This window comes from Paracoccus versutus, from assembly GCF_000763885.1.
Classification (GTDB): Bacteria; Pseudomonadota; Alphaproteobacteria; order Rhodobacterales; family Rhodobacteraceae; genus Paracoccus; species Paracoccus versutus.
The window spans coordinates 1-23,999 of sequence record NZ_JRKO01000058.1 but is presented as its reverse complement, the minus strand read 5'-3'; the positions used below and the strand labels follow the sequence as shown (position 1 = coordinate 23,999).

Genomic DNA, 23,999 nt, shown 5'->3' with positions numbered 1-23,999 from the left:
TCAAAGGGTCGGGACGTCCAAGGATGAAGGTTGTCCAGCTCTTTTCCGGTTCATTCGATTCCGGCCCGGCGTTCGCGGATCGCCAAGGTGGCCTTGGCGCCGATCGTCAGGAACGGTTGCGGGGGTAGCTTTTTCGGTGCGGGGAAGTCGCGATAGATGCGGGTCAGGTCGGTCGGGATGCCCATCATTTCCTCTGCCGCGGCAAGGCCCGAGGCGGTGGCGTTCGACGCCCCCAGCCCGTTGCAGCCGCAGGCCGCAAAGACACCCTTTTCGACCTCGCCCCAGGCCGGGACGCTGTTGAGCGTCACCGCCATGGCGCCGCCCCAGCGATATTGCATCTTCACGTCGGACAGCCTGGGGAAGCGGTGGGCGAACTTCCCGTCATGCACATGGCCGGCCCTTCGCAGCGTGCCTTCGCCGACAGTCATGCTGGGGTTGCAGGTATAGCGCGAACGCACCAGCAGCCGGTCGCCATCAGACCCCGACACCCGTCGCAGGGTCGTGCCCATGGGCGAGGACGGCGTCGCCGCCCAGTCCCTGAGCCCGCCGAGGCGGTTCGGCGAGAAAGGCTCGGTCATCGAGGCATAGGTATAGACATGCAGCAGCCGGCCGCGGAAGAAGCCGAAGCGCTCGGCATAGCCGTTGTTGGCCAGGACGATCCGCCCCGTCTCGACCGATCCGCCGGGCGTCTCGACCCGCCAGCCGTTGCCCTTGGGCTCGAAGGACATCGCCGGCGACTGCTCGTAAAGCGTCACCTTGCCGGTGAGCGCATCGGCCAGGCCGCGGATATAGGCGGCGGGCTGCACCATGGCGGTGCCCGGCATGAAGATCGCCGAGCTGAACGCCTGAGAGCCGGTCACATCCGCAATTCCCGCGCGATCCAGCAGCCGGTAGTCCTCGCCCAGCTGGTCGAGCTGCCTGGCGTAGTCGAGGATGTGGTGATCGCCCTCGGGCGACATGGCGACGTTGTAGCGCCCGCACATGTCCAGCACCTCGCGCGGCCAGCCCTTTTCCTGCGCCAGTTCCACGGCGAAATCGACCGCCCGGCGCTGCAGGGTGATGTGGTCGCGGCTTTTCTGCAGCGCGGTGCCGCCATAGTCCTCGGACGAGACCTCATGCGGCAGGTCGATGATGAAGCCAGAATTGCGCCCCGCCGGGCCGTCGCCGACCACGCCGGCCTCGAGCACGGCGATGCGCAGGCCGGGGTCGATCTGTGCCAGCCGCCTTGCCGCCGAAAGCCCGGCGAAACCGGCGCCGATCACCGCGATGTCGGCGGTGATCGCGGCTTTCAGCGCCGGGGTGGGCTTGCGGGGCGGCAGCATCGCCACCCAGCCCGAGACCCCCGGATGCCGGGGCAGATCGGATGGCTTGATCCGGTGGCTGGTCACGATTGCGCCTCGGATTCGATCAGCCCGCCAAGCGCGGCCCGCAGCACCTCGCGCTTGTCAGCCGGAAGCGGGCTGAACGGGCGGCGGGGTTGGCCCGCGCCATAGCCGGTCATCTCGGCGGCGGCATAGACCGACTGTCCGTAGTCGCCCTGCCAGATCAGGTTCATCGCCGGCTCCAGCGCCCGCCAGAACTCGCGCACCTTGCTCCAGTCGCCCGCCTCGGCGGCCTTGACCACGGCGACGCAGGCCTTCGGCGCGAAATTCGCTCCGCCCCAGATCAGGCCCGCGGCGCCGGCATAAAGCGCATAGGGCACCAGCGGATCGGCGCCGTTCATCACCGGCAGGCCGGTGCGGATCAGGTCGGTCTGCTGCACCAGGTCGCCGCTGCTGTCCTTGACGGTGACGAAGTTCGGGATCTCGGCCAGCCGGCGGAACAGGTCGGGCGTGATGGCGACCCCCACGACATGCGGGACATTGTAGCCGATGATGGGCAGCCCGCCCTGCGACGCGGTTTCGTAGAAGGCGACCACATCGTCGTCGCTGGTCGGACCCTCGAAGAACGGCGGCAGCAGCATCACCCCGTCGGCGCCGCAATCGGCGGCGTGGCGGGTGCGGGCCACGACATCCTCGACCAGCAGGGCCGAGGTCTGCACGATGACCTTGGCGCGGCCGTCGATGATCCTGGCACCACGCGCCACCAGCTCGTCGGATTCCTCGCGCGACAGATAGGCATGCAACCCGGTGCCCGAGCTCAGCACGAAGCCGGGAATGCCGGCGGCGATATAGCGCTCCAGATGCTCCTCCAGCCGGTCGAAGGCGACGCGGCCGTCCGGGTCAAAAGGGGTGGTCACGGCCAGGTTGAGGCCGGGAAAGGCAAAGTCGGTCATGTCGGGTGATCCTTAGTTCAGGTCGATCCAGATTGTCTTGAGTTGGGTATACTGGTCATGGGCGTGGATCGAATTGTCGCGGCCGCCGAAGCCCGATTGCTTGTAGCCGCCGAAGGGTGTGGTCACGTCGCCCTCGCCGAAGCTGTTCACCGTCACCGTGCCCGCCCGCAAGGCCCGCGCCCCGCGCAACGCCCGCTTGCCGTTGGCCGAGAAGATCGAGGCCGCAAGCCCGTAGTCGGTGTCGTTGGCGACCGCGATCGCCTCCTCGAAACAGTCCACCACGATCACCGTCAGGATCGGGCCGAAGATCTCCTCCACCGCCAGCCGGGAATCGCGCGCGGCTTCCACGATGGTCGGCTCGATGAAGCCGGGGCTGACGACATTGCCGCCGACCAGCACGGTTTCCGATTTCGCCGCATCCAGATAGCTGCTGACCTTGTCGAAATGCGCCTTCGAGACAAGCGGACCCACGCGGTTCGCCGGATCCAGCGGATCGCCCACCAGCCAGGTCGCCGCCTCGGCCCGGACCTTCTCCAGCAGCCGGTCCCTGATGCCGCCCTGCACGATCAGGCGGCTGGCGGCCGAGCAGTTCTGCCCCATGTTCCAGAACGCGCCGTTCACCACATGCGCCGCCACCGCGTCCAGATCCTCGGCATCGTCCAGCACGATGCAGGGGTTCTTGCCGCCCAGCTCCAGCACCACCTCCTTGAGGTTGCTGTCGGCCGAATAGTTCAGGAAGCGTCGACCCGTCGCGGTCGAGCCGGTGAAGCTGACCATGTCGACGTCCGGGTGACGACCCAGCGGCTCGCCCACCTCGCGGCCCGAGCCGGTGACGATGTTCAAAACGCCCGCCGGCAGCCCGGCCTCGGCCGCCAGTTCCGCCACCCGCAGCGCGGTCAGCGTCGTCTCGCCCGCGGGCTTCATCACCACCGAGCAGCCGGCGGCCAGCGCCGGGCCGATCTTCCAGGCCAGCATCAGCAGCGGGAAGTTCCAGGGCAGCACCAGCCCGACCACGCCCACGGGTTCGCGCACCACCATGGCGATATGGTTGTCCGAGGCCGGCGAGACCTGGTCGTAGATCTTGTCGATCAGTTCCGCGTGCCATTTGATGACATGGATGGTCTCGGGCACGTCGACGGTTTCGCAGTCGAAGATGGTCTTGCCGGCATCCAGGCTTTCCAGCACCGCCAGCTCGCGGGCGTGGTCCTGCATCAGCGCGGCCAGGCGCAAGAGCACCTCCTTGCGCTCGCCGGGATGCAGGCGCGACCAGCGCCCGTCCTCGAAGGCGGCGCGGGCGGCGGCCACGGCCAGGTCCACGTCCTGCGCATCGCAGGCGGCGATCTCGGCCAGCGCCTCGCCCGTCGCCGGGTTGGTGGTGGCGAAGGTCCTGCCCGACAGCGCCGGGCGGAAGGCGCCGTCGATGAAGGCCTGCGTCGGGAAAGACAGCCCGGCGGCGATGGCCCTGTAGTCCTCGGTGCTCAGCAGATCGGTCATGGTTTCTCCCAGGTGGCGAAGTCAGCTTGTTGAAGGTATCTCCATCCCCTCCGGGACGGCGTATGCGGCCATGTTGCGCCGCGAGAGCTCGAGATGCGCCTGCACGATGCGGCCGGCGGTCTCGGGGTCGCGGCGCTCGATGGCGTCGATGATCTGGTCGTGCTGCGCGGCGGCGGTGGCGAGTTCGGCCTTGTCCGAGACGTCGTCGCGGTAATAGGTCCGGCCGATCCGGGCATGGTCGATCAGCAGCCGCCGCAGGCTGGGCAGCAGATAGGCGTTCCGGGCGATGTTGCCGATTTCCAGGTGGAAGGCGTCATTGGCGAAGATCCGGGCATCCACATCGCCCCCTTCAACCGCCGCGCGGAATTCGTCCTGGATCCGGCGCAGCTTGGCGATGTCGGCGGGCCGGGCGTTTTCGGCCGCCAGCCTGGTCGAGGCGATGTAGATCATCGGCGCGACAAGATAGAAGTCGCGCAGCGCGTGATAGCTCATCGAGGTGGCGCGGGCGGGGCGATTCGCCTCCAGCTCGATATAGCCTTCCCCCGCCATCTGCCGCATCAGCTCGCGCACCGGGGGGCGCGACAGGCCGAATTCCTCGGCCAGTTCCTGTTCGTCGATCACCGCGCCGGGGGCGATTTCCATCAGCAGGATCCGCCGACGCAATTCCAAGGCAAGAACCTGTTTCTTATCAATATTTACCAAGCGCGGTTGGGCTGCATCCGCCTTCTGCATCGCCATGAAAAGTCCTCCAGGATCATGTGTAGACAATCTGTAGGCCATTCGTCGGATTCCGTCCTGCGCAAATTATTTGTAGACAGAATGTCTATCTAAAGATAGCGTGTCAATATAATCTTCGCAGACAGAGCGAAGGTTTGATCCGTCCGCCGATCCGTCCAGGCGGTGTTCCGTCACAAGTTGGGCCGGCAATGAAGCCCGATCGGACAATCAAGGGAGTGCACATGAAACGACTGATGAAAGCTCTTGCCGCGGCAGCCGTGCTGGGGGTGAGCGCGTTTGCCGCAAACGCCCAGGACAAGGTGATCAAGCTGGGCACCATGGCCTGGGAAGACATGGTGCCGATCGCGGCCGTGGCCAAGAAAGTCCTTGAGAACAAGGGCTATACGGTGGAGCTGACCGAGTTTTCCGAATGGGGCATCGCCTATGCCGCGCTGACCCGCGGCGATGTGCAGGTCATGGCCTCGCAGGTCGACTTTGTCGCCTACGACTATTGGGAAAAGAACAAGAACCGGCTTGAGAAGGTCTCCATCGCCTCGCATGGCCTTTACCAGGGCCTGGCGGTTCCCAGCTATGTCGAGATCAACTCCATCGAAGAGTTGAACGACAGTGCCGACAAGCTGGGCGGCAAGATCGTCGGCATCGAGCCCGGTTCGGGGTTGATGCGCGAGACGACCGATGCGGTCGACAAATACGGCCTGAAGCTGCAGTTGGTCGAGGGCTCGACCGCAGGCATGACGGCCGCGCTGAAATCGGCCGTGGACCGGCAAGAGCCGATCGTCGTGACGCTGTGGACGCCGACCTGGATGGCCGAGCAATTCGAGATGAAGTTCCTGGCCGATCCCAAGGGCGTGTTCGCGCCGCCCCAGTCCTATAACCTGATCGCGCAAAAGGGCTTCTCGGAAGCAAACCCCGAGGCACGGGAAATCCTGGCCGGTGTCTTCCTGCCGATCGCCGACATTGCGGCCATCAACTCGGCTGTCGCGGGCGGACAAACCATGGATGCCGCTATCCAGTCCTGGATCGACAGCCACGGCCTGCTGCTCGAGCGCTGGTCGAACACCAAGAGCTACTGAGCCACGTCCGGGCCGCCGATTGATCTCCGGCGGCCCAACCATCTGTCATCTCGGAGAAACGGATAGTGACCACAGGAAGCATGAATGCCGGGGAAATCCTGCTCGACTGCCAGTCGGCATGGAAGATCTTCGGCACCCGGGCGCCGGCCGCGATGGATGCGGTCCAGCGCCGCAACCTCGGCAAGCGCGAAGTCCTGCAGGAATTCGACTGCGTCGTCGGCGTATCCGACGCCAGCTTTCAGGTCGGGCGCGGCGAGATCTTCTGCATCATGGGCCTGTCGGGCAGCGGCAAATCGACGTTGATCCGCATGCTGAACCGGCTGATCGAGCCGACCAGCGGTCAGATCAAGGTCAAGGGCCGCGACATCGGTGCCATGAGCGAGCCTGACCTGCGCGAGTTGCGGGCCAAGCATATGGCTATGGTGTTCCAGAGCGTGGCATTGCTGCCCAACCGCACGGTGCTGGAAAATGCCGCCTTCGGGCTGGAGGTGCGGGGCCTCCCCAAGGCCGAGCGCAACCAGACGGCCAAGGCCGCGCTGGCCAAGGTCGGGCTGGCCGATTGGATGGAGCGTTATCCGGGCGAGCTTTCGGGAGGCATGCAGCAGCGGGTGGGCTTGGCCCGCGCGTTGACCTCGGACCCCGAGATCATCCTGATGGACGAGCCGTTCTCGGCGCTCGACCCGCTGATCCGTCGGCAGTTGCAGGACGAGTTCCGGCAGCTGACCAAGGAACTCGGCAAGTCCGCGATCTTCATTACCCATGACCTGGACGAGGCGATCCGCATCGGCGACCGCATCGCCATCATGAAGGACGGCGTCATCATCCAGACCGGAACCGCCGAAGAACTGATCCTGAACCCGGCCGACGACTATGTCGCCGAATTTGTCGCCGGCATTTCGAAACTGCATCTGATCAAGGCGCATTCGGTCATGATCCCGCCCGCCGAGTTCCAGCGCGAGCATCCGGGCGTCGGGTTGGAGAGCCTGCCCCTCACTTCGCCCGATACCGACATAGACGGGCTGATCGAACTGATGGTCGGCCATCGCAGCGCCGGGCTTGCCGTGGTCGAGGCGGGCCAGATCGCCGGCGTGGTGACGCCGACCAGCCTGCTGCTGGGGGTCAAGGGATCGCAAGCCTCCGAGACCGGGGGGCATTGACCGGCATGGATCCCGCAACGATTGCCAGCAATTTTGACCGCATTGTCGATGATGCGCTGTTCTGGGTCACTGACCATGCCGCGTTCCTGTTCGATGGCCTGCGCCTTGGTTTCGAGGGTTTCTATGGCGCGGCATTCTGGGCACTCGGGGGCTCGCCCTGGTATGTCACCATGATTCTCCTGGGGCTCGCCGGTTGGCGCCTGATCGGCGCCGGTGCCGGGCTTGCCATCGCCGCGGGCCTTGCGGTCTGCGCATTCATGGGGCTTTGGTCCGAAACCATGAGCACATTTGCCCTGGTGCTCAGCGCGACCTTCCTCGCCCTGCTGGTCGCGTTGCCCATCGGCATCCTGGCCGGTTTCAATCCGCTGCTCAATCGAGCTGTCGAGCCGGTGCTGGACCTGATCCAGACCATGCCGCCCTATATCTATCTGCTGCCCGCCATCGCGCTTCTGGGCTTCGGCCCGGCGACGGCGCTGGCCGCGACGCTGATCGTCGCCATGCCGCCGGCAATCCGGCTGACGGCGCTGGGTATCTCCCGCACCCCGGCCGAGTTCTTGGAACTGGGCAAGTCCCTCGGCATGAGGCGCGGCCAGATGTTCCTGAAGATCCGCCTGCCTTTCGCCGTTCCCAGCATCATGGCGGGGATCAACCAGACCCTGATGATGGCATTCGGCATGGTGGTCATCGCCGGCATCGTCGGCTCGGGCGGGCTGGGCCAGACGATCTATGACGCGATCCGCACGCTGGATATCGCCAAGTCCATCGACGCCGCCATCGCCATCGTGATCCTGACCATGGTCATCGACCGCCTGACCCAAAGCATGGCGCAACGGAAAGGGAGCGGCGCATGACCTTCCAGTTTTCCATCGGCACCTGGCTCGCGCCCTTCGTGGACTGGCTGAACGCCAACCTGCACGGGCTGTTCTATGTCATCGGACGCGTGGTCGAGGCCGTTCTCGGCGCCTTCCAGTCGCTGCTGCTCTATCCGCCAGCCATCGTGGTGATCCTGCTGGTCACGATCACGGTGGCCTTGCTGACCGGCCTGCGGGTGGCGCTGCTGGCCTTCCTGTGCCTGGGCTTCTGCTGGCTGATGAACCTCTGGCCGCAATCGATGCAGACGATCGCGCTGGTCTTCACCGCAGTCGTGGCGGCTGTGGCGATCGCCGTTCCCCTTGGGATCATGGCGTCGCGCCGGCCGCGTCTTGAGGCGGCGCTGCGCCCGATCCTCGACATCATGCAGACCGTGCCGCCATGGGTCTATCTGATACCGGCGGTGATCCTGTTCAGCCTGGGTCAGGTGCCGGCGCTGCTGGCGACCGTCGTCTACGGCGTCCCGCCGATGCTGCGACTGACCACGCTGGCCTTTCGCCAGGTGCCAAAGGACCTGCTGGAGCTGGGCCAGGCCATAGGCGCACCGCCCCGCATCATCCTGACGCGGATCGAGTTCCCCGCCGCCTTGCCGACGCTCGTCGTCGGCCTGAACCAGTGCATCCTGCTGTCCTTGGCGATGGTTGTCCTGGCCGGGCTGGTCGGCGCGGGCGGCCTTGGCGCCGAGGTTACACGCGGGTTGACGCGGATGGAGATGGGCCTTGGGCTGCGTGCTGGCCTGGCCATCGTCGCCATCGCCCTGCTGTTCGACCGCGTGTCGCGCTCTGCCCTGCAGCGGCCCGCAGGCGGATCGCGCATATAAGGCGATGGATAATTCCTGGTTTTCCCGGTCAAGTGTTTGCTGACGGTGTCGCGCGGTTCGTTTTCGGCCGCGCGGTCCCGTCAGCCGGTACCAACCCATGTAAGCTGAGCAAAAGTTCCTCCATCATACTGGCCTATTGGCAAGCGGCGGGCTGGTGCTGGACGACTGGCCGCCCATTTTCGACGGCTATTTCCTCCACTATCCCAGCCGACAGAACCTCCCATCCTCATCAACGATGCAGATCGAGGTCTCTTTTACCGATGCATCCAATCCGGCATAGTGCTTCATGCTGCGCGTCCTTCCCTGATGCTTGTGGCTGCTTCACACAGACCACGTTCTACCATCAGCCCGAAGCGCAGCACCTCATGGCGTCCGGGGCCGGAAGCAGCCCAAGTCCATTCAGGGCGAGTTGGGCGACGACTTCACCGGCAGGCGTAATGATTGCACCCGGCCCCCACGACACCATGTCGCCACGCTCGCCCGTAGCGTCGGAAGATGCCAACCAGAGACCTGCTTCGCGCCATCGGTTCGCACGTTCCGCGTTGTGAACGTCCTTGTAGATTCCGGGGACTGCGTGACGCCGATACGGACCTCCGCCGCCCCCTTATGTGAATTGACCAGCCTTAGCCCCTCTTGCTTCACCGGGTCACATACCACGACCCGCAGCCTTGTCCCGCATCCTTGCCATGATGGTGAGGAATTCGCTGCAGTGCCAGTCGAGCGTCAGCTTTCGGGAGGTTGCGCCGCAGCATTTGCAGGTGCCGACCGTGCGCTCCGGGACCGGATACAGCTGTCTGATCGGTTAGTTAGGGTCTTCGTGACATGGGTTCATCGCCGAGATGAGGAACTGTCGATATGCCCTCACTCACCCGACCCCGAGCGCAACCAACGTGCCTGCGCGCCCTTCCAGGATCGCGCGGGCATCCTCCAGTCGCCCGATTCCGGCCATCCTGCCCGGCGATGTCGCGAAGGTGCGGGCGGCCTCGACCTTGGGCGCCATCGAGCCCGCGGCGAAGCGGGCCGGGTCCAGCTGGTCGGGCCGCGCCCTGCGGATGGCGCGCTGCTCGGGGGTGCCCCAGCCGTCATAGACCGCATCGACATCGGTCAGCATCAGGAAGGCGTCGGCCTCCAGCTGCGCGGCCAGCAGGCCGGCAGCGTGGTCCTTGTCGATCACGGCCTCGACCCCTTGCAAGCTGCCATCGGCCCGCCGGATCACCGGGATGCCGCCGCCGCCCGCGCAGATCACCGTGACGCCTGCTTCGACCAACAGGCGCACCGCGCGGATCTGGGTGATGTGCCGGGGGCGGGGCGAGGGCACCACGCGGCGCCACTTTCCGGCAGCCTCCTCGGCCATCGGCCAGCCATGGGCGGCGCGCATCTTCCCGGCCTCCCCGGCGTCATAGAGCGGCCCGATGGGCTTTTCGGGCCGGGCGAAGGCGGTATCGTCCGGCGCCACCTCGATCTGGGTCAGCAGCGTGGCCAGCACCGCATCGCGCGGCAGGGCGTTGGCCAGTTCCTGCTCGACCAGATAGCCGATCATGCCGACGCTTTCGGCACCCAGGATGTCCAGCGGCCAGACCGTCTCGCTGCCATAGGCCGCCGCCTGCAGCGCCAGCAGGCCCACCTGCGGGCCGTTGCCATGCGCGACCACGATCTGGTGGTCGCGCGCCAGATCGGCCAGCGCCCGCGCCGCCTTGCGCACATTGGCGCGCTGCGCCTCGGCCGTCATCGGCTCTCCCCGGCGCAGCAGCGCATTGCCGCCCAGGGCCACCACGACACGCATCGCCCTAGCCCGCCAGGGTGGCGACCAGCACCGCCTTGATCGTGTGCATGCGGTTCTCGGCCTGGTCGAAGACGATCGAGGCGGCGGATTCGAAGACCTCCTCGGTCACTTCCATGCAATCGATGCCGTATTCGCGGAAGATCTTTTCGCCGATCCCGGTCTCGCGGTTGTGAAAGGCGGGCAGGCAATGCATGAACTTGGCATGCGGGTTGCCGGTCGCCTCCATGACCTGGCGGGTGACGCGATAGGGGGTCAGCCTTTCGATCCGCTCGGCCCAGACCTCCTCGGGCTCGCCCATCGAGACCCAGACGTCGGTATAGACGAAATCGCAGCCCCGCGCGGCCTCGGCCGGATCCTCGGTCAGGGTGATCCTGGCGCCGGTGGTCGCGGCGATCTCGCGGCAGCGGGCGACCAGCGCCTCCTCGGGCCAGCAGTCGCGGGGCGCGCCAAGCCGCACGTCCATGCCGATCAGCGCGGCACCCTCCAAGAGCGAATTGCCCATGTTGTTGCCGGCATCGCCCAGGAAACAGAAGGCAAGCTGCGACAGGTGCTTGCGGGTGAACTCGCGCATGGTCAGGAAATCGGCGAGGATCTGCGTCGGGTGGAATTCGTCCGTCAGCCCGTTATAGACCGGCACGCCCGACCATTCCGCCAGCAACTCGGCCTGCTGCTGGCCGAAGCCGCGATATTCGATGGCGTCATAGATGCGGCCCAGCACGCGGGCGGTGTCCTTCATCGATTCCTTCTTGCCGATCTGGGTGCCGGTCGGGCCCAGATAGGTGACATGCGCGCCCTGGTCATAGGCCGCGACCTCGAAGCCGGTGCGGGTGCGGGTCGAATCCTTTTCGAAGATCAGCGCGATATTGTGGCCCTTCAGCCGCTGCTGCTCATAACCGCCGTATTTGGCCTGCTTGAGCGAGGCCGACAGCCGCAGCAGGAAGCGGATCTCGTCGGGGGTGAAATCCATGAGCTTGAGGACGCTGCGCCCCAGGAGATTGACGGACATCTCGGACCTCCCCTACGCCGGATCGCGGATCAGCGGGCAGGTCATGCAATGGCCGCCGCCGCGGCCGCGGCCCAGTTCGCCGCCGGGAATGGTGATGACCTCGACCCCGGCCTTGCGCAGCTGGGTGTTGGTGAAGGTGTTGCGGTCATAGGCGATGACCACGCCCGGCTCCAGCGCGATGACGTTGTTGCCGTCGTCCCATTGCTCGCGCTCGGCCACATAGGCGTCGCCGCCGGTCTCGACCACCCGCAGCTTCGGCAGGCCGAGCGCCTCGGCCGCGACCTCGACCAGCGGGCGGTTTTCCTCGCGAATGTCCAGCGTCCAATCCTTGTCGCCGGGCCGGATGGAATAGGGCACGATCCGTTCGGCCACATCGGCAAAGACCGTGACCAGGTCGTGGTCGCAGAAGCTGAACACCGTGTCGAGATGCATCGAGGCGCGCTCGGCCGGCAGCTTGCAGGCGATCACGCGCTCGGCCCCGCCCTGCGCGAACAGGGCGCGGGCAAGCTGGTCCACCGCCTGCGGGGTAGTGCGCTCGCCCATGCCGACCAGCACGGTGCCGTTGCCGATGGGCATCACGTCGCCGCCTTCCAGCGTGGCCAGGCCGTGGTCGCGATCCGGGTCGCCCCACCAGACCGGAAAGCCCGCGTCGCGGAAATCGGGATGGAAGCGATAGATCGCGGCGATGTTCACCGTCTCCAGCTTGCGCGCGTTCCAGCGCATCGGGTTCAGCGTCACGCCGCCATAGATCCAGCAGGTCGTGTCGCGGGTGAACAGATGGTTCGGCAGCGGCGGCAACACGAAATCCCCCGGCCGCAGGGTGGCGGGAAACAGCCCGCCGCCCTCCAGCGGCAGTTCGGCCCGGCTCATCCCGCCCAGCAGGATCAGCGACAGCGGATCGGCGTCGATCTCCATCAGATGCGCGCGCAACTCGTCGGCCAGGCCCACGCCGACGGTGTTCTCGTTCACGCGCCGCGCCAGCAGCCAGTCGCGGGCCTCGGGGATGCGCATCGTCTCGGCCAGCAACTCGCGCAGGAAGACGACCTCGGCCCCGCGATAGCGCATGGCATCGACGAATTCCATGTGATCGGTCCGCGCCTGCTTGACCCAGATCACGTCGTCGAACAGCAGCTCATGGCAATTCGAGGGCGTCAGCCGGGCCAGCGCCGAGCCGGGGCGGTGGACGAGAACCCGGCGCAGCTTGCCGATTTCCGAATGGACGCCATAGGGGATGGACATGTTCGCTCTCCGGTTTCAGGCGATCAGGGCGCCGATGCTGAGGCAGGCCATGATGATGACCGTCAGGATCACCAGCAGCGGCCACATGAAGCGCAGCCAGCGCTCATAGGGCACGCGCCCGATGGCCAGCGCGCCCATGACCACGGCGAAGGTCGGGTTGATCAGGTTCACCAGCCCGTTCGCCGACTGATAGGCCGTCACCACCAGGTCGCGCCCTACCCCGGCGAAATCCGCGACCGGCGCCATGATCGGCATCGACAGCACCGCCAGCCCCGACGAGGACGGCACGAAGAAGGACATCAGCACCTGCAGCCAATACATCACATTGATGAAGGCCACCTCGCCCAGGCCGGCGACCGACATCTCGGCCCAATGCAGGATGGTGTCGGTGATGCGCCCGGCATCCATGATGACGACGATGCCGCGCGCCAGCCCGATGATCAGGGCCACGCCCAGCAGGTCGCGCGCGCCATCGACGAAGGAATCGACGAAGGCCTTCTCGCCCGGCCGCACGACCAGCCCGACAAGGATGGCCGAGCCCAGGAACAGCGCGCTCATCTCGCCCATCCACCAGCCGCCCATCAGCACGCCCCAGACCATGACCAGAAAGGTCAGCCCGAAGATCGACAGGACGATCTTGTGGATGGTGGTGAATTCGGTCTTGTCGCCCTGATGCCCGCTGAGGAAATGCGCCTCGTTCCGGGCCTTCATGTCGTAGACCAGCGATTTCGACGGATCGCGGCGGACCTTCTCGGCGTAGCGCATGACATAGATCACGCAGGCCAGCCAGCACAGGACCAGGATCGCCAGCCGCAGCACCAGCCCGCGCGTGAAGGGGATCCCGGCCGCATCCGACGCGATCACCGTCGCGAAGGCGTTCACGGTCGAGCCCAGGACGCCCACGCCCGCCCCCAGCAGGATGATCGCCACCGCCGTCACCGCATCATAGCGCGCGGCGATCATGATCGGGATCAGCAGCATGTAGAAAGCCAGCGTCTCCTCGGCCATGCCGTAGGTAGTGCCGCCCAGCGCAAAGAGCCCCATCAGCACCGGGATCATCCATTTCTCGCGTCCCGCCAGCGCGGTCATGGCATGGCCGATCCCGGCATTGATCGCGCCGCTGGCGGCGACGACGCCGATGAAGCCGCCGATCACCAGCACGAAGACGGCCACGTCGATGGCATTGGCCTGATAGCTGTCGGGATCGTAGAGCCCGGCGATGGGCGCCATCAGCACATCGGTGATGCCCTGCGGGTTCGGCTCGGTCTCGGCATAGGTGCCGGCTACGGGAACCTCGCGGTCCAGCGCCTCGTTCATCTCGCGCTGGTACTGTCCGGCGGGCACGATCCATGTCAGCGCGGCGACCAGGATGATCAGGCCGAACAGGATGGTGAATGCGGTTGGGAAACGGAACTGTCGTTTCGCGGGCGTTTCGGGCGTCTTGTCCATGATTGCCTCCGGTGGCTGGAATGGCAGCTGGCGCAGCGTCCTGCCGGTGCTGGCCACTGGGGCGGCGCGACATCGCCGCTGTCGAACTCATCCGAAAACTGCAGGGCCGGCGATCGATGACCTTGCGAACTGTACCAAGTGTTTCGGAAATCCGGCGATGCCACTTTGACTCAGATCAACCAGCAGGAAGTTACAAGGCTCCTTTGGGGCTACCGCTTCCTGGTTCCGCCCAAGCGCAGTCCCACGCGACATGATCTTTACGCCGGATTTACGCCTGCGCCCTGAAATCCGCATAGCCCCTTGACGCGCCGCGGACAGATATTGGCCCGTATCGAAACTGCGGGAGTCCTGCCATGGCAGACATCGTCTATCTTGCGCTCGGCGTGATCGGCATCGGCGGTTTCGCCGCGGCGCTGCGCCTGATCGACAGGTCGTGAGGGCGCATATGGTCGACCTTATCCTGGGCCTCGCCGTCTCGGCGGGGATCTTCGTCTTCCTCATCCTCGCGCTCTTGCGCCCGGATCGGTTCTGAGGCGCGCAGATGCAAGACCTGATCGGATATGTCCTGTTCTGCGCCGTATTGACGGCGGGCGGCTGGGTGCTGGCGCCGTTCATGGCCCGCGTCTATGCGGGCGAGCGCAGCTTTCTTTCCCCCGTGCTCGGCCCCGTCGAGCGCGGGCTCTATCGCCTTTGCGGCATCGACCCCGGCGTCCGGCAAAGCTGGCGCGGCTATGCGCTGGCGCTGCTCGCCTTCAACCTTCTGGGCTTCGTCGCGCTTTACCTGATCCTGCGGCTGCAACAGTTCCTGCCCCTGAACCCCCAGGGCATCGGCGCGATCAGCCCGGACCTTGCCTTCAATACCGCCGTCAGCTTCGTGACCAACACGAACTGGCAGGCCTATTCGGGCGAGGCGCAGCTCAGCCATCTGTCGCAGATGGCCGGGCTGACGGTGCAGAACTTCGTCTCGGCCGCGACCGGCATGGCGGTCGGCGTCGCGGTGATCCGCGGCTTCACCGCACCCAAGGGGGTGGGCTTGGGGAACTTCTGGGCCGACATGACCCGTTCGGTGCTTTATGTGCTGCTGCCGCTGTCGGTGATCCTGGCGATCCTTCTGATCCTGCAAGGCGTGCCGCAAACGCTTCTGGGCGGGGCGCATGCGACCACGCTGGAGGGTGCGCAGCAGGTGATCCCGCGCGGCCCCGTCGCCAGCCAGATCGCGATCAAGCAACTCGGCACCAATGGCGGCGGCTTCTTCGGCGCGAACTCGGCCCATCCGCTGGAGAACCCGACGGTGCTGTCGAACATGGCGCAATGCCTGTCGATCCTGCTGATCCCGGTCGGCTTCTGCTTCCTTTTCGGGCGCATGGCGCGGGACCGGCGCCAGGGCTGGGCGATCTATGCCGCCATGGGCGTGCTGTTCCTCGCCGGGCTGCTGGCGATCTGGCTGGGCGAAAGCGGCGGCAACCCGGCGCTTGGCCTTGCCAGCAACCTGGAGGGCAAGGAGATGCGCTTCGGCACCGGCCTCTCGGCGCTTTGGGCCGAGGTGACCACGGCCGCCTCGAACGGTTCGGTCAACGCCATGCATGACAGCTTCATGCCGCTGGCCGGCATGGTGCCGATCATCAACATGGCCATCGGCGAGGTGATCTTCGGCGGCGTCGGCTCGGGGCTTTACGGCATGCTGCTCTATGTCGTGCTGGCGGTGTTCCTGGCCGGGCTGATGGTCGGCCGCACGCCGGAATACCTGGGACGCAAGATCGAGGGGCGCGAGGTCACCCTGGCCATGCTGGCCTTCCTGTCGATGCCCCTGGGCATCCTGGTCGGCGGCGCGATCTCGGTCACCGTCCCGACGGCGGCCGCAGCCATCCAGGAGGCGGGGCCGCATGGCCTGTCCGAGACGCTTTATGCCTACGCCTCGGCGGTCGGCAACAACGGCTCGGCCTTCGCGGGCTGGGGCGCGGCGCTGCCCTGGCAGACCACCGCGCTGGGGCTGCTGATGATCCTGGGCCGTTTCGCGATCATCGTGCCGATGCTGGCCATCGCGGGCTCGATGATAGGCAAGCAGCAAAGCCCGGTCACGGCGGGCACCTTTCCGACGCATGGGCCGCTGTTCGTCACGCTGCTGGTGCTGACCGTGGTGATCCTGGGTGCGCTGACCTTCTTCCCGGTCCTGGCACTTGGCCCGGTCGCCGAGCAGACGGCGCTGAGCGCCGGCCAGACCTTCTGACAGCGCAGCCCCGCCCGCACGGGGCCGCGCCTTCTCCCAAGCAAGGACAACAGACATGTCCCCCGACATCACCGCCCGATCCGAGCTTTACGGCACGGCGTTCAGGGCATCCTTCCGAAAGCTTCAGCCCCGCGCGCTGATGGGCAACCCGGTGATCTTCGTCACTGCCGTCACCGCCGCGCTGACCACCGTCCTGTCGCTGCGCGACCTTGCCCTCGGGACCGAGGGCGCAGGCATCGGCCTGCAGGTCGCCTTCTGGCTATGGCTCTGCGTGCTCTTCGCCAATTTCGCCGAGGCGCTGGCCGAGGGCCGGGGCAAGGCGCGCGCCGACAACCTGCGCGCCACCAAGGCGGAAACCGTCGTCAAGCTGATGGCGCATGCGGACGATCCGGCACCGCGCCAGGTTCCTTCCTCGGGCCTGCGCGCCGGGCAGATCGTGCTGGTCGAGGCGGGCGACCTGATCCCGACCGATGCCGAGGTGATCCGCGGCGTCGCCTCGGTCGATGAAAGCGCCATCACCGGCGAAAGCGCCCCGGTGATCCGCGAATCCGGCGGCGACCGTTCCTCGGTGACGGGCGGCACGCGGATCGTCTCGGACCATCTGGTCATCCGCATCACCGCCGAGCCGGGCAAGAGCTTTCTCGACCGCATGATCTCGCTGGTCGAGGGGGCCGAGCGCCAGAAGACCCCGAACGAGATCGCGCTGAACATCCTGCTGGCCGGGCTGACGCTGATCTTCCTGTTCGTGACCGTCACGCTGGAGCCCTTTGCGCGCTATTCGGGCGTCGTCATTCCCGTCATCACCCTGGCCGCGCTGTTCGTCACGCTGATCCCCACGACCATCGGCGGGCTGTTGTCGGCCATCGGCATCGCCGGCATGGACCGGCTGGTGCGCGCCAACGTCATCGCCAAGTCGGGTCGCGCGGTCGAGGCGGCAGGCGACGTGGACACGCTGCTTCTGGACAAGACCGGCACCATCACCTTCGGCAACCGCATGGCCGACGCCTTCGTCCCGGCGCGCGGCACCGATGAGCGTGGGCTGGCAATGGCGGCTTTCCTGGCCTCGCTTTCGGACGAAACGCCCGAGGGCAAGTCCATCGTCGAACTGGCCGAGAAGCTGCTGAAGGACGTGACCCGCATCCCCGAACCGGGGTCCGAGCCGGTGCCGTTCTCGGCCCAGACCCGGCTGTCCGGCGTCGATTTCTCCGGCACGCGGCTGCGCAAGGGCGCCGTCGATGCGATCGAGCGTTTCACCGGGCAGAAGGCCGACACCGCCCTGCACGCCCGGATCGAGGAGATTGCGCGCTCGGGCGGCACCCCGCTGCTGGTGGCCGAGAACGAGCGCATCCTGGGCGCGATCCACCTCAAGGACGTGATCAAGCCCGGCGTGCGCGAACGCTTTGCGGAACTGCGCGCCATGGGCATCCGCACGGTGATGATCACCGGCGACAACCCGCTGACCGCCGCCGCCATCGCCGCCGAGGCCGGGGTGGACGATTTCCTGGCCGAGGCCACGCCCGAGATGAAGCTGGACTACATCCGCCGCGAACAGGCCGGCGGCCGGCTGGTGGCGATGTGCGGCGACGGCTCGAACGACGCGCCGGCGCTGGCGCAGGCCGATGTGGGCGTGGCGATGAACTCGGGCACGCCCGCCGCCAAGGAAGCCGCGAACCTGATCGACCTCGACAGCGACCCGACCAAGCTGATCGAGGTGGTGATGGTGGGCAAGCAGCTGCTCATCTCGCGCGGGGCGCTGACCACCTTCAGCCTGGCCAACGACGTGGCCAAGTATTTCGCCATCCTGCCGGCGGTCTTCGTCGCCGCCTATCCGGGCTTGGGCGTGCTGAACGTGATGGGGCTGGAAAGCCCGCAAAGCGCCATCCTGTCGGCGGTGATCTTCAACGCGCTGATCATCGTCGCGCTGATCCCGCTGGCGCTGCGCGGCGTCGGATACCAGCCCGCCAGCGCGGCGGCCCTGCTGCGGCGCAACCTGACCATCTATGGCCTCGGCGGCCTCGTCGCGCCCTTCGTCGGCATCAAGCTGATCGACATGGGCGTGACCGCGCTGGGGCTGGCATAGGGAGAGCATGCCATGATGACGCATATCCGCCCGGCTCTGGCCATGCTGGTGGCGATGATCCTGCTGACCGGGCTGGCCTATCCGCTGGCGATGACCGGGCTGGCCCGCGCCGTGGCGCCCGGCCTGTCGCAAGGCAGCCTGGTCGAGCGCAACGGCCGGATCGTCGGTTCGGCGCTGGTCGGCCAGCAATTCGCCGGGCCGGGCTATCTGCACCCGCGCCCCTCGGCGGTGGATTACGCGACCATGCCCGGCGGCGCCTCGAACCTCGGCCCCACCTCGGCCCAACTGAAAGAGCAGGTCGCGGGGCGCCGCGCCACCTATGAGGCCCAGAACGGTGCCAGCGCGCCGGCGGACGCGGTGACGGCTTCCGCCTCGGGCCTCGACCCCGACATCTCGCCCGAGAATGCGCAGGCCCAGGCCGCTCGCATCGCCGGGGCGCGCGGGATCGACGCCGCCATCGTGCAGCAGATCATCCGGCAGCATGTCACGCGCCCGCTTTGGGGGCTTTACGGCCAGTCGCGGGTGAATGTCCTGCGGACCAACCTGGCGCTTGACCTTGCCGCGCCCATGCCGCCTGCTGGGGCGGACTGAGGAAACCGATGTCTGAGCCCCGCCGCCCCGAACCCGAGGCCCTGCTGTCCGAGGCCCGCCGCGAGGGCCGCGGGCGGCTCAAGGTCTTTCTGGGCGCGGCGCCGGGGGTGGGCAAGACCTATGCCATGCTCGAGGCCGCGCGGCTGCGTGCGGCCGAAGGCGTCAAGGTGCTGGTCGGCGTGGTCGAAACCCATGGCCGCGCCGAGACCGAGGCGCTGCTGCGCGGGCTGGAGGTGCTGCCGCGCCGCCGCGTCATCCACAGTGGCCGCATCCTGCACGAGATGGACACCGATGCCCTGATCGCCCACCGCCCCGACCTGGCGCTGATCGACGAGCTTGCGCATTCCAACCTTTCCGGCGGTCGGCACGAAAAACGCTGGCAGGATGTCGAGGACGTGCTGGCGGCGGGGATCGACGTCTATACCACGCTGAACGTCCAGCATGTCGAGACGCTGAACGACACCGTCGCCCGCATCACCGGCGTCCGCGTGCGCGAGACGGTCCCCGACCGCGTGCTGGAAATGGCCGACGAGATCGAGCTGATCGACCTGCCGCCGGACGAGCTGATCGCCCGGCTGCGCGCGGGCAAGGTCTATGTCCAGGACCAGGCCGCGCGCGCGGTGGCGAATTTCTTTGCCAAGGGCAACCTGACCGCGCTGCGCGAACTGGCCATGCGCACCGCCGCCGACAGGGTCGACGCCCAGCTTCAGGAGCATATGGCCACCAATGCCATCGCCGGGCCATGGCCGACGCAGGAGCGCATCCTGGTGCTCTTGCCCGAGGGCGCGGTCGGCCGCGACGCCATCCGCATCGGCAAGCGTTCGGCCGACCGGGCGCGGGTGGAATGGTTCGTGCTGGCGCTGACCAGCCTGCGCGACGAACAGAGCCGCCGTGCCGATGGCCAGGACGAGACCGGGCCTGCGCTGCGGCTGGCGGAAAGGCTGGGCGCCGATATCTCGACCTTGCAGGTCGAGGGGGATGCGGTCTCCGAGGTGCTGGATTTCGCCCGGCGCCAGAACATTCGCCGGATCATCCTGCCGCGCCCACCCGCGCGGCCATGGCTGGCACAGCTGCTGCCCGATGCGCGGGAACGTTTCCTTGCCGGCCTGACAAGGCGCGCCACCGATTTCGAGCTGACCCTGGTCGGCGACGAGGCCCGCGCCGGCCGGAAACGGCACGCTCCGACCCCGCCCGACCTGCCGCACGGCCTGCGTCTTGCGGGCATCGTCATCGCGGTCGTGGCCGGCGCCAGTCTGGTCGCGATCTCTGCCGACCGGCTGTTTCCGGTCCTCAGCCTGTCGCTGATCTATATGACGGCGGTGGTTTCCGTTGCCGCATATTTCGGCCTCTGGCCCTCGGTCGCGACGGCGGTCCTGAGCTTTCTGACCTACAACCTTCTCTTTACCGAACCGCGCCTGACGCTTCACATCTGGAGCCGGGGCGAATTCCTGACGCTGGTGCTGTTCCTGGCCGCCTCGATCCTGACCGGCAACCTGGCCGCGCGGCTGCGCAGCCGCGTCATCGCGCAGCGGGCCATCGCGGACCGGACCCGCAAGCTTTACGATTTCTCGCGCAAGGCGGCCGGGGCGGCCTCTTTCGACGATGTGGTCTGGGCGGCGGTCAGCCATGTGGCGACGGTGCTGGAATGCGAATCGATCCTGCTGGTCCCCGACGAAGGCGGCGCGCTTGCCATAGCCGGCGCCTTTCCGCCCGAGGACCGGCTGGAACCGCGAGAGCGATCGGCCGCGCAATACGCCTTCGACCATGGCGAGCCGGCCGGGCGCGGGTCGGGAACGCTGCCGGCCTCGCGCTGGCTGTTCCTGCCGCTGTCCGGGGCCGAGCGGCGCCTCGGCACGCTGGGCATCGCCTATGAGGACGGGCGCGAGCCCGGCCCCGGCGACCGCCGCCTGCTCGAGGCGCTGGCCGATCAGGTGGCGCTGGCGCTGGAGCGCATCTGCCTGTCCGAGGATCTGGCGCAAAGCCGCGTCACCAGCGAAACCGAGCGGCTGCGCAGCGCGCTGCTGTCCTCGGTCAGCCACGACCTGCGCACACCGCTGGTGTCGATCCTGGGCGCCGCCGAGGGGCTGGACCAGCCCGGCCTTGGGCCCCAGGGGCGCGACATCCTGGTCGAGACCATCCGCGAAGAGGGCGAGCGGCTGGACCGCTATATCCAGAACCTGCTCGACATGACCCGGCTGGGCCATGGCGCGCTGCGCCCGAACACGGTGCCGACCGACCTGCGCGAGCTGGTGGGCGCGGCGCGGCACCGGCTGCGCGGGCCGCTGCGCGACAACCCGGTCATGGTGACCATCCCCGAGGACATGGCGCCCGCCCATGTCGATCCGATCCTGATCGAGCAGGTCGTGGTCAACATCCTGGACAATGCGCGCAAATATGCCGGTCCCGGCACGCCGATCCGCATTTCCGCAAGCACCCATGGCGCCCGTGCCACCCTGGCGATCGAGGACGAGGGCCCCGGCCTTCCCCCCGGCGCGTCGGGCCATGTCTTCGACATGTTCTGGCGCGTGGGCCAGGGCGACGGCGGACAGGGCGGCACCGGCCTCGGCCTTGCCATCTGCAAGGGAATCGTCGAAGCCCATGGCGGCGCGATCCGGGCCGAGCCGGTGCATGCCGACGGCCGCGGCACCCGGATCGCGATCGACCTGCCGCTGACAAACCCGGAGCTGACCCATTGAGCGCCGCCCGCATCCTCATCGTCGAGGACGAAACCCCGATCCGCCGCTTCCTGCGCGTGGCGCTGGAGGCCGAGGGGCATCTGGTCTCGGAGGCCGCGACAGCGCATGAGGGGGTGGCCCTTGCCGCCAAGGAGGCGCCGGCGGCGATCATCCTGGACCTGGGCCTGCCGGATGCCGACGGGATCACGGTGCTGAAGCGGGTGCGCGAGTGGTCCGCGGTGCCGGTGCTGGTCCTATCCGTGCGCAGCGACGAGGCCGGCAAGATCGCCGCCCTCGACGCAGGCGCGCAGGACTACGTCACCAAGCCCTTCTCGACGGGCGAGCTGCTCGCCCGCCTGCGCGGCCTTCTGCGCGACCGCGCGGCCGAGGCGGCGACAGCGGTGCTGACCCTTGGTCCGCTGTCGATTGACGCGGCCGACCACCGGGCAAGCCTGGCGGGCGAGGACCTGCACCTTACCCGCAAGGAATTCGACCTTCTTTGGCTTCTGGCCACCCATGCCGGCCGGCTGGTCACGCAGGACATGATCCTGCGCGCCATCTGGGGCCCGGCCCATGCCGGCGACAGTCAGTATCTGCGCGTCTATATCCGCCAGCTCCGCGCCAAGCTCGGCGACGATGCCGCCGACCCCCGCTGGATCTTCACCGAACCGGGCGTGGGGTATCGGCTGGCCGAGGGCTGAGGCGAGCCGCTGGCCCGGCCGCATCCTGAAACGCAATCTGCATGCCAAATTCCACCGTTCGCAGGAGCGGCGGACTTTGCGTTTACGACGAGCTTGACCCGGCTACGCTGACGTGGCGCGGAATATCCGCGCCGCATTCCCACGCCGCGCGGGTCGGGGCCCGCGGGTTCTGCCCACGACATTCAGGCCCACGACATTCAGGATAGGTGGCAAAGGCTCGCCAACCCGGCCCCCGCCCAGATAGCCGAATGGCGGGATACATTGCATTCTTTGTGGATGAAACCCAAGGTGCGGACGCGGCCGGGGAAGCAAGGCGTCAGAAATCGAAGAGATCCCCGAGAAAGCTCTCACGCCGTTTGGGCTTCCTGCCATACCCACGGTCATCGTCCGCAGAGGAATGGCGAGAAAGGTCGCGCCGGTCATCTCTTCTGTCGCGATCCTGAAGCGGCCGACGGTCGCGTTCTGAATCCATGGGCGCGGTTGCCTGTGCCGCGCGCTCGATGATCTTGTCGAGTTCCCCGCGATCCAGCCAGACCCCACGGCATTTGGGACAGTAGTCGATTTCTACGCCCCCGCGCTCGGCAATCACCAGCGTCTCGTCGTCTATCGGGCATTTCATTTTGTGTTCCTCGATGGGGCTGTCGGAGAACTTAAGATGTGCTCCGTGGCGCGAGTACACAAGGCCACATTGAACCGTTGCGCGGAGATCGATCACGACAGGCTGCCAGAGGATGATACACGCCACCTGCGACTGCAGCTCGCTACGCCGGCAGCATCCTCATGACCCGGCGGCTGGTCAAGCCAACAGACGGAATGCTCAGAGAGTGATGCGGACAGATACCGGAAAAGGCCGCCAGCCGGCGGCATGTCGCCGGACAAGATGTTAACAGCCGTGCCAGTGGACGCCTCACCCGTCCCGCAGTATCTTCTCCATCCGCTTTCCCTTCGCCAGTTCGTCGATCAGCCTGTCCAGATAGCGGATCTCCCGCATCAGCGGGTCCCCGATCTCCTCCACCCGGACACCGCAGACCGTGCCCTTGATCAGGAAGCGCGCCGGGTTCATGCGCGGGGCCTCGGCAAAGAAGGTCTCGAAATCCGTTTGGTCGTCCAGCCGGGCCGCCAGCTGCTCCGGACCGTAGCCGGTCAGCCAGCAGATGATCTCGTCGACCTCGGCCCTGGTCCGGCCCTTCTTCTCTGCCTTCGCCGCGTAATGCGGATAAACGCTGGCGAAACTGGTGGTGAAGATCCTGTGCCTGGTCATCTCGCCTCCTGACCGAACCGCCCCGGCGCATCGGGCCATGTCCAGAGACCCTCGTCGGCGAGGATCGCATCCACGACCGCTTCCGCTCTCGGCCTGGCGCTTGGGCTGTCGCCCATCGCCATATGCCGGGTCTCGATGTCGACCAGGAAAGCGACGACATCGTCACGCGGCGTTCCCCGGCGCAGTTGGGATGCCGCCGCGATCAGATAGCTGTCGTATTCGTCCGCGAAGGACAGGTTGGCCTCGTCGTCCCACCTGCCCGGCCGGCTTTCCGGGTCCAGCAAGCCGATGGGATCCCAGAGCGACCAGCCGATATCGCGCAGCTTCGACAGCTTGATCCGGGTTGCGGTGCGATCTCGGTCATGGGTCCGCCGGGGCAAGGGCTGGAGGATGGGCCAGCTTCGCACAGCCCGGCGATGGGTCGCAACGGGAGGCGCAGCTAACCCTTCTGCGCCTTCGGCCTCGGCGGATGCCGCCGGCGCCGCGCGTTCGCGCGCTGCGCATTGCGCAGATCCTTGTTGATCAGGTCGAGATCGAACCATTCCGGATCGAAATGCCCA

Annotated in this window: 21 protein-coding genes; 10 read left to right on the top strand and 11 right to left on the bottom strand. The window is 67.0% G+C overall.

The genetic code is table 11. The annotated features are described in order from the left end of the window. Nucleotides 1-50: 50 nt before the first annotated feature. From IT40_RS21370 to IT40_RS21355, 4 genes are read right to left on the bottom strand one after another with little or no spacing between them, the layout of a single operon-like run. Nucleotides 51-1,388 carry an NAD(P)/FAD-dependent oxidoreductase gene (locus tag IT40_RS21370; RefSeq protein ID WP_036759531.1) on the bottom strand — a complete coding sequence of 446 codons (1,338 nt, stop codon included), beginning with the start codon at nt 1,386-1,388 and terminating at the stop codon, nt 51-53. Further along, on the bottom strand, nt 1,385-2,275 hold the full coding sequence (locus tag IT40_RS21365; protein WP_036759529.1) for a dihydrodipicolinate synthase family protein: 891 nt from the start codon (nt 2,273-2,275) through the stop codon (nt 1,385-1,387). Before IT40_RS21365 ends, IT40_RS21370 begins: the two co-directional genes overlap by 4 nt. A 12-nt stretch (nt 2,276-2,287) precedes the next feature. Further along, nucleotides 2,288-3,769, bottom strand: a complete 1,482-nt coding sequence (locus IT40_RS21360) for an aldehyde dehydrogenase (protein ID WP_036759527.1) — start codon at nt 3,767-3,769, stop codon at nt 2,288-2,290. Between the two features lie 21 nt (nt 3,770-3,790). Then, nucleotides 3,791-4,501 carry a GntR family transcriptional regulator gene (locus tag IT40_RS21355; RefSeq protein WP_036759543.1) on the bottom strand — a complete coding sequence of 237 codons (711 nt, stop codon included), beginning with the start codon at nt 4,499-4,501 and terminating at the stop codon, nt 3,791-3,793. Nucleotides 4,502-4,728: 227 nt separating this feature from the next. On the opposite strand from IT40_RS21355, the gene IT40_RS21350 reads away from it, so the two are divergent. The 4 genes from IT40_RS21350 to IT40_RS21335 all read left to right on the top strand — a co-directional run bounded on the left by IT40_RS21350 (nt 4,729) and on the right by IT40_RS21335 (nt 8,427). Beyond that, nucleotides 4,729-5,580, top strand: coding sequence for a glycine betaine ABC transporter substrate-binding protein (locus IT40_RS21350; protein WP_036759526.1), 852 nt, complete (start codon nt 4,729-4,731; stop codon nt 5,578-5,580). Between the two features lie 80 nt (nt 5,581-5,660). Further along, nucleotides 5,661-6,737, top strand: a complete 1,077-nt coding sequence (locus IT40_RS21345; RefSeq protein WP_052096213.1) for a quaternary amine ABC transporter ATP-binding protein — start codon at nt 5,661-5,663, stop codon at nt 6,735-6,737. 5 nt (nt 6,738-6,742) lie between these two features. Then, nucleotides 6,743-7,588: an ABC transporter permease gene (locus IT40_RS21340; RefSeq protein ID WP_036759524.1), complete on the top strand. Its 846-nt coding sequence runs from the start codon at nt 6,743-6,745 to the stop codon at nt 7,586-7,588. Beyond that, nucleotides 7,585-8,427: an ABC transporter permease gene (locus IT40_RS21335; protein WP_036759516.1), complete on the top strand. Its 843-nt coding sequence runs from the start codon at nt 7,585-7,587 to the stop codon at nt 8,425-8,427. Before IT40_RS21340 ends, IT40_RS21335 begins: the two co-directional genes overlap by 4 nt. A gap of 865 nt (nt 8,428-9,292) precedes the next feature. On the opposite strand, the gene arcC is transcribed toward IT40_RS21335, so the two are convergent. The 4 genes from arcC to IT40_RS21315 are packed head-to-tail and all read right to left on the bottom strand — an operon-like array spanning nt 9,293 to nt 13,904. Then, nucleotides 9,293-10,210 (bottom strand): carbamate kinase, encoded by a 918-nt coding sequence (gene arcC, locus IT40_RS21330; RefSeq protein WP_036759511.1) that lies wholly within the window; start codon nt 10,208-10,210, stop codon nt 9,293-9,295. Between the two features lie 4 nt (nt 10,211-10,214). Next, nucleotides 10,215-11,216, bottom strand: coding sequence for an ornithine carbamoyltransferase (argF, locus tag IT40_RS21325; protein ID WP_036759510.1), 1,002 nt, complete (start codon nt 11,214-11,216; stop codon nt 10,215-10,217). 12 nt (nt 11,217-11,228) lie between these two features. Continuing rightward, complete coding sequence (arcA, locus tag IT40_RS21320; RefSeq protein ID WP_036759509.1) at nt 11,229-12,455, bottom strand: arginine deiminase; 1,227 nt, start codon at nt 12,453-12,455, stop codon at nt 11,229-11,231. A 15-nt stretch (nt 12,456-12,470) separates the two neighbouring features. After that, a complete protein-coding gene (locus IT40_RS21315; protein ID WP_036759507.1) occupies nt 12,471-13,904 on the bottom strand; it encodes a YfcC family protein in 1,434 nt (477 codons plus the stop codon). Between the two features lie 445 nt (nt 13,905-14,349). Here IT40_RS21315 and kdpF point away from each other — a divergent pair, with 445 nt between their 5' ends. Genes kdpF through IT40_RS21285 form a run of 6 tightly spaced genes read left to right on the top strand, consistent with a single transcriptional unit; the run spans nt 14,350 to nt 22,178 of the window. Beyond that, nucleotides 14,350-14,436, top strand: a complete 87-nt coding sequence (gene kdpF / locus IT40_RS30950) for a K(+)-transporting ATPase subunit F (RefSeq protein WP_036759505.1) — start codon at nt 14,350-14,352, stop codon at nt 14,434-14,436. 9 nt (nt 14,437-14,445) lie between these two features. After that, complete coding sequence (gene kdpA, locus IT40_RS21305) at nt 14,446-16,131, top strand: potassium-transporting ATPase subunit KdpA (protein ID WP_036759503.1); 1,686 nt, start codon at nt 14,446-14,448, stop codon at nt 16,129-16,131. 55 nt (nt 16,132-16,186) lie between these two features. After that, a complete protein-coding gene (gene kdpB / locus IT40_RS21300; RefSeq protein WP_036759502.1) occupies nt 16,187-18,211 on the top strand; it encodes a potassium-transporting ATPase subunit KdpB in 2,025 nt (674 codons plus the stop codon). 12 nt (nt 18,212-18,223) lie between these two features. Beyond that, nucleotides 18,224-18,802 carry a potassium-transporting ATPase subunit KdpC gene (kdpC, locus tag IT40_RS21295; protein ID WP_036759500.1) on the top strand — a complete coding sequence of 193 codons (579 nt, stop codon included), beginning with the start codon at nt 18,224-18,226 and terminating at the stop codon, nt 18,800-18,802. An 8-nt stretch (nt 18,803-18,810) separates the two neighbouring features. Further along, entirely contained in the window at nt 18,811-21,498 is a 2,688-nt protein-coding gene (locus IT40_RS21290; protein WP_036759498.1) for a sensor histidine kinase, read from the top strand. Continuing rightward, entirely contained in the window at nt 21,495-22,178 is a 684-nt protein-coding gene (locus tag IT40_RS21285; protein ID WP_036759496.1) for a response regulator, read from the top strand. Before IT40_RS21290 ends, IT40_RS21285 begins: the two co-directional genes overlap by 4 nt. 316 nt (nt 22,179-22,494) lie before the next feature. On the opposite strand, the gene IT40_RS21280 is transcribed toward IT40_RS21285, so the two are convergent. From IT40_RS21280 to IT40_RS21270, 3 genes are all read right to left on the bottom strand, one after another. Beyond that, a complete protein-coding gene (locus IT40_RS21280) occupies nt 22,495-22,797 on the bottom strand; it encodes a TFIIB-type zinc ribbon-containing protein (protein WP_052096216.1) in 303 nt (100 codons plus the stop codon). A gap of 288 nt (nt 22,798-23,085) precedes the next feature. Further along, nucleotides 23,086-23,439 (bottom strand): DUF2200 domain-containing protein, encoded by a 354-nt coding sequence (locus IT40_RS21275; protein WP_036759494.1) that lies wholly within the window; start codon nt 23,437-23,439, stop codon nt 23,086-23,088. Beyond that, a partial coding sequence (locus IT40_RS21270; protein ID WP_244274050.1) for a hypothetical protein occupies nt 23,436-23,999 on the bottom strand: 564 nt, incomplete at its 5' end. The genes IT40_RS21275 and IT40_RS21270, both read right to left, overlap by 4 nt.

What these genes read in the sequence shown, in the direction of transcription:
- IT40_RS21350 (WP_036759526.1), top strand. Translation starts at nt 4,729, where the DNA reads ATGAAACGACTGATGAAAGCTCTTGCCGCGGCAGCCGTGCTGGGGGTG.
- IT40_RS21355 (WP_036759543.1), bottom strand. Translation starts at nt 4,501, where the DNA reads ATGCAGAAGGCGGATGCAGCCCAACCGCGCTTGGTAAATATTGATAAG.
- IT40_RS21280 (WP_052096216.1), bottom strand. Translation starts at nt 22,797, where the DNA reads ATGAAATGCCCGATAGACGACGAGACGCTGGTGATTGCCGAGCGCGGG.
- argF (WP_036759510.1), bottom strand. Translation starts at nt 11,216, where the DNA reads ATGTCCGTCAATCTCCTGGGGCGCAGCGTCCTCAAGCTCATGGATTTC.
- kdpA (WP_036759503.1), top strand. Translation starts at nt 14,446, where the DNA reads ATGCAAGACCTGATCGGATATGTCCTGTTCTGCGCCGTATTGACGGCG.
- IT40_RS21360 (WP_036759527.1), bottom strand. Translation starts at nt 3,769, where the DNA reads ATGACCGATCTGCTGAGCACCGAGGACTACAGGGCCATCGCCGCCGGG.
- IT40_RS21335 (WP_036759516.1), top strand. Translation starts at nt 7,585, where the DNA reads ATGACCTTCCAGTTTTCCATCGGCACCTGGCTCGCGCCCTTCGTGGAC.
- kdpB (WP_036759502.1), top strand. Translation starts at nt 16,187, where the DNA reads ATGTCCCCCGACATCACCGCCCGATCCGAGCTTTACGGCACGGCGTTC.
- IT40_RS21345 (WP_052096213.1), top strand. Translation starts at nt 5,661, where the DNA reads ATGAATGCCGGGGAAATCCTGCTCGACTGCCAGTCGGCATGGAAGATC.
- kdpC (WP_036759500.1), top strand. Translation starts at nt 18,224, where the DNA reads ATGATGACGCATATCCGCCCGGCTCTGGCCATGCTGGTGGCGATGATC.
- IT40_RS21315 (WP_036759507.1), bottom strand. Translation starts at nt 13,904, where the DNA reads ATGGACAAGACGCCCGAAACGCCCGCGAAACGACAGTTCCGTTTCCCA.
- arcC (WP_036759511.1), bottom strand. Translation starts at nt 10,210, where the DNA reads ATGCGTGTCGTGGTGGCCCTGGGCGGCAATGCGCTGCTGCGCCGGGGA.
- arcA (WP_036759509.1), bottom strand. Translation starts at nt 12,455, where the DNA reads ATGTCCATCCCCTATGGCGTCCATTCGGAAATCGGCAAGCTGCGCCGG.
- IT40_RS21290 (WP_036759498.1), top strand. Translation starts at nt 18,811, where the DNA reads ATGTCTGAGCCCCGCCGCCCCGAACCCGAGGCCCTGCTGTCCGAGGCC.
- IT40_RS21340 (WP_036759524.1), top strand. Translation starts at nt 6,743, where the DNA reads ATGGATCCCGCAACGATTGCCAGCAATTTTGACCGCATTGTCGATGAT.
- IT40_RS21365 (WP_036759529.1), bottom strand. Translation starts at nt 2,275, where the DNA reads ATGACCGACTTTGCCTTTCCCGGCCTCAACCTGGCCGTGACCACCCCT.
- kdpF (WP_036759505.1), top strand. Translation starts at nt 14,350, where the DNA reads ATGGTCGACCTTATCCTGGGCCTCGCCGTCTCGGCGGGGATCTTCGTC.
- IT40_RS21275 (WP_036759494.1), bottom strand. Translation starts at nt 23,439, where the DNA reads ATGACCAGGCACAGGATCTTCACCACCAGTTTCGCCAGCGTTTATCCG.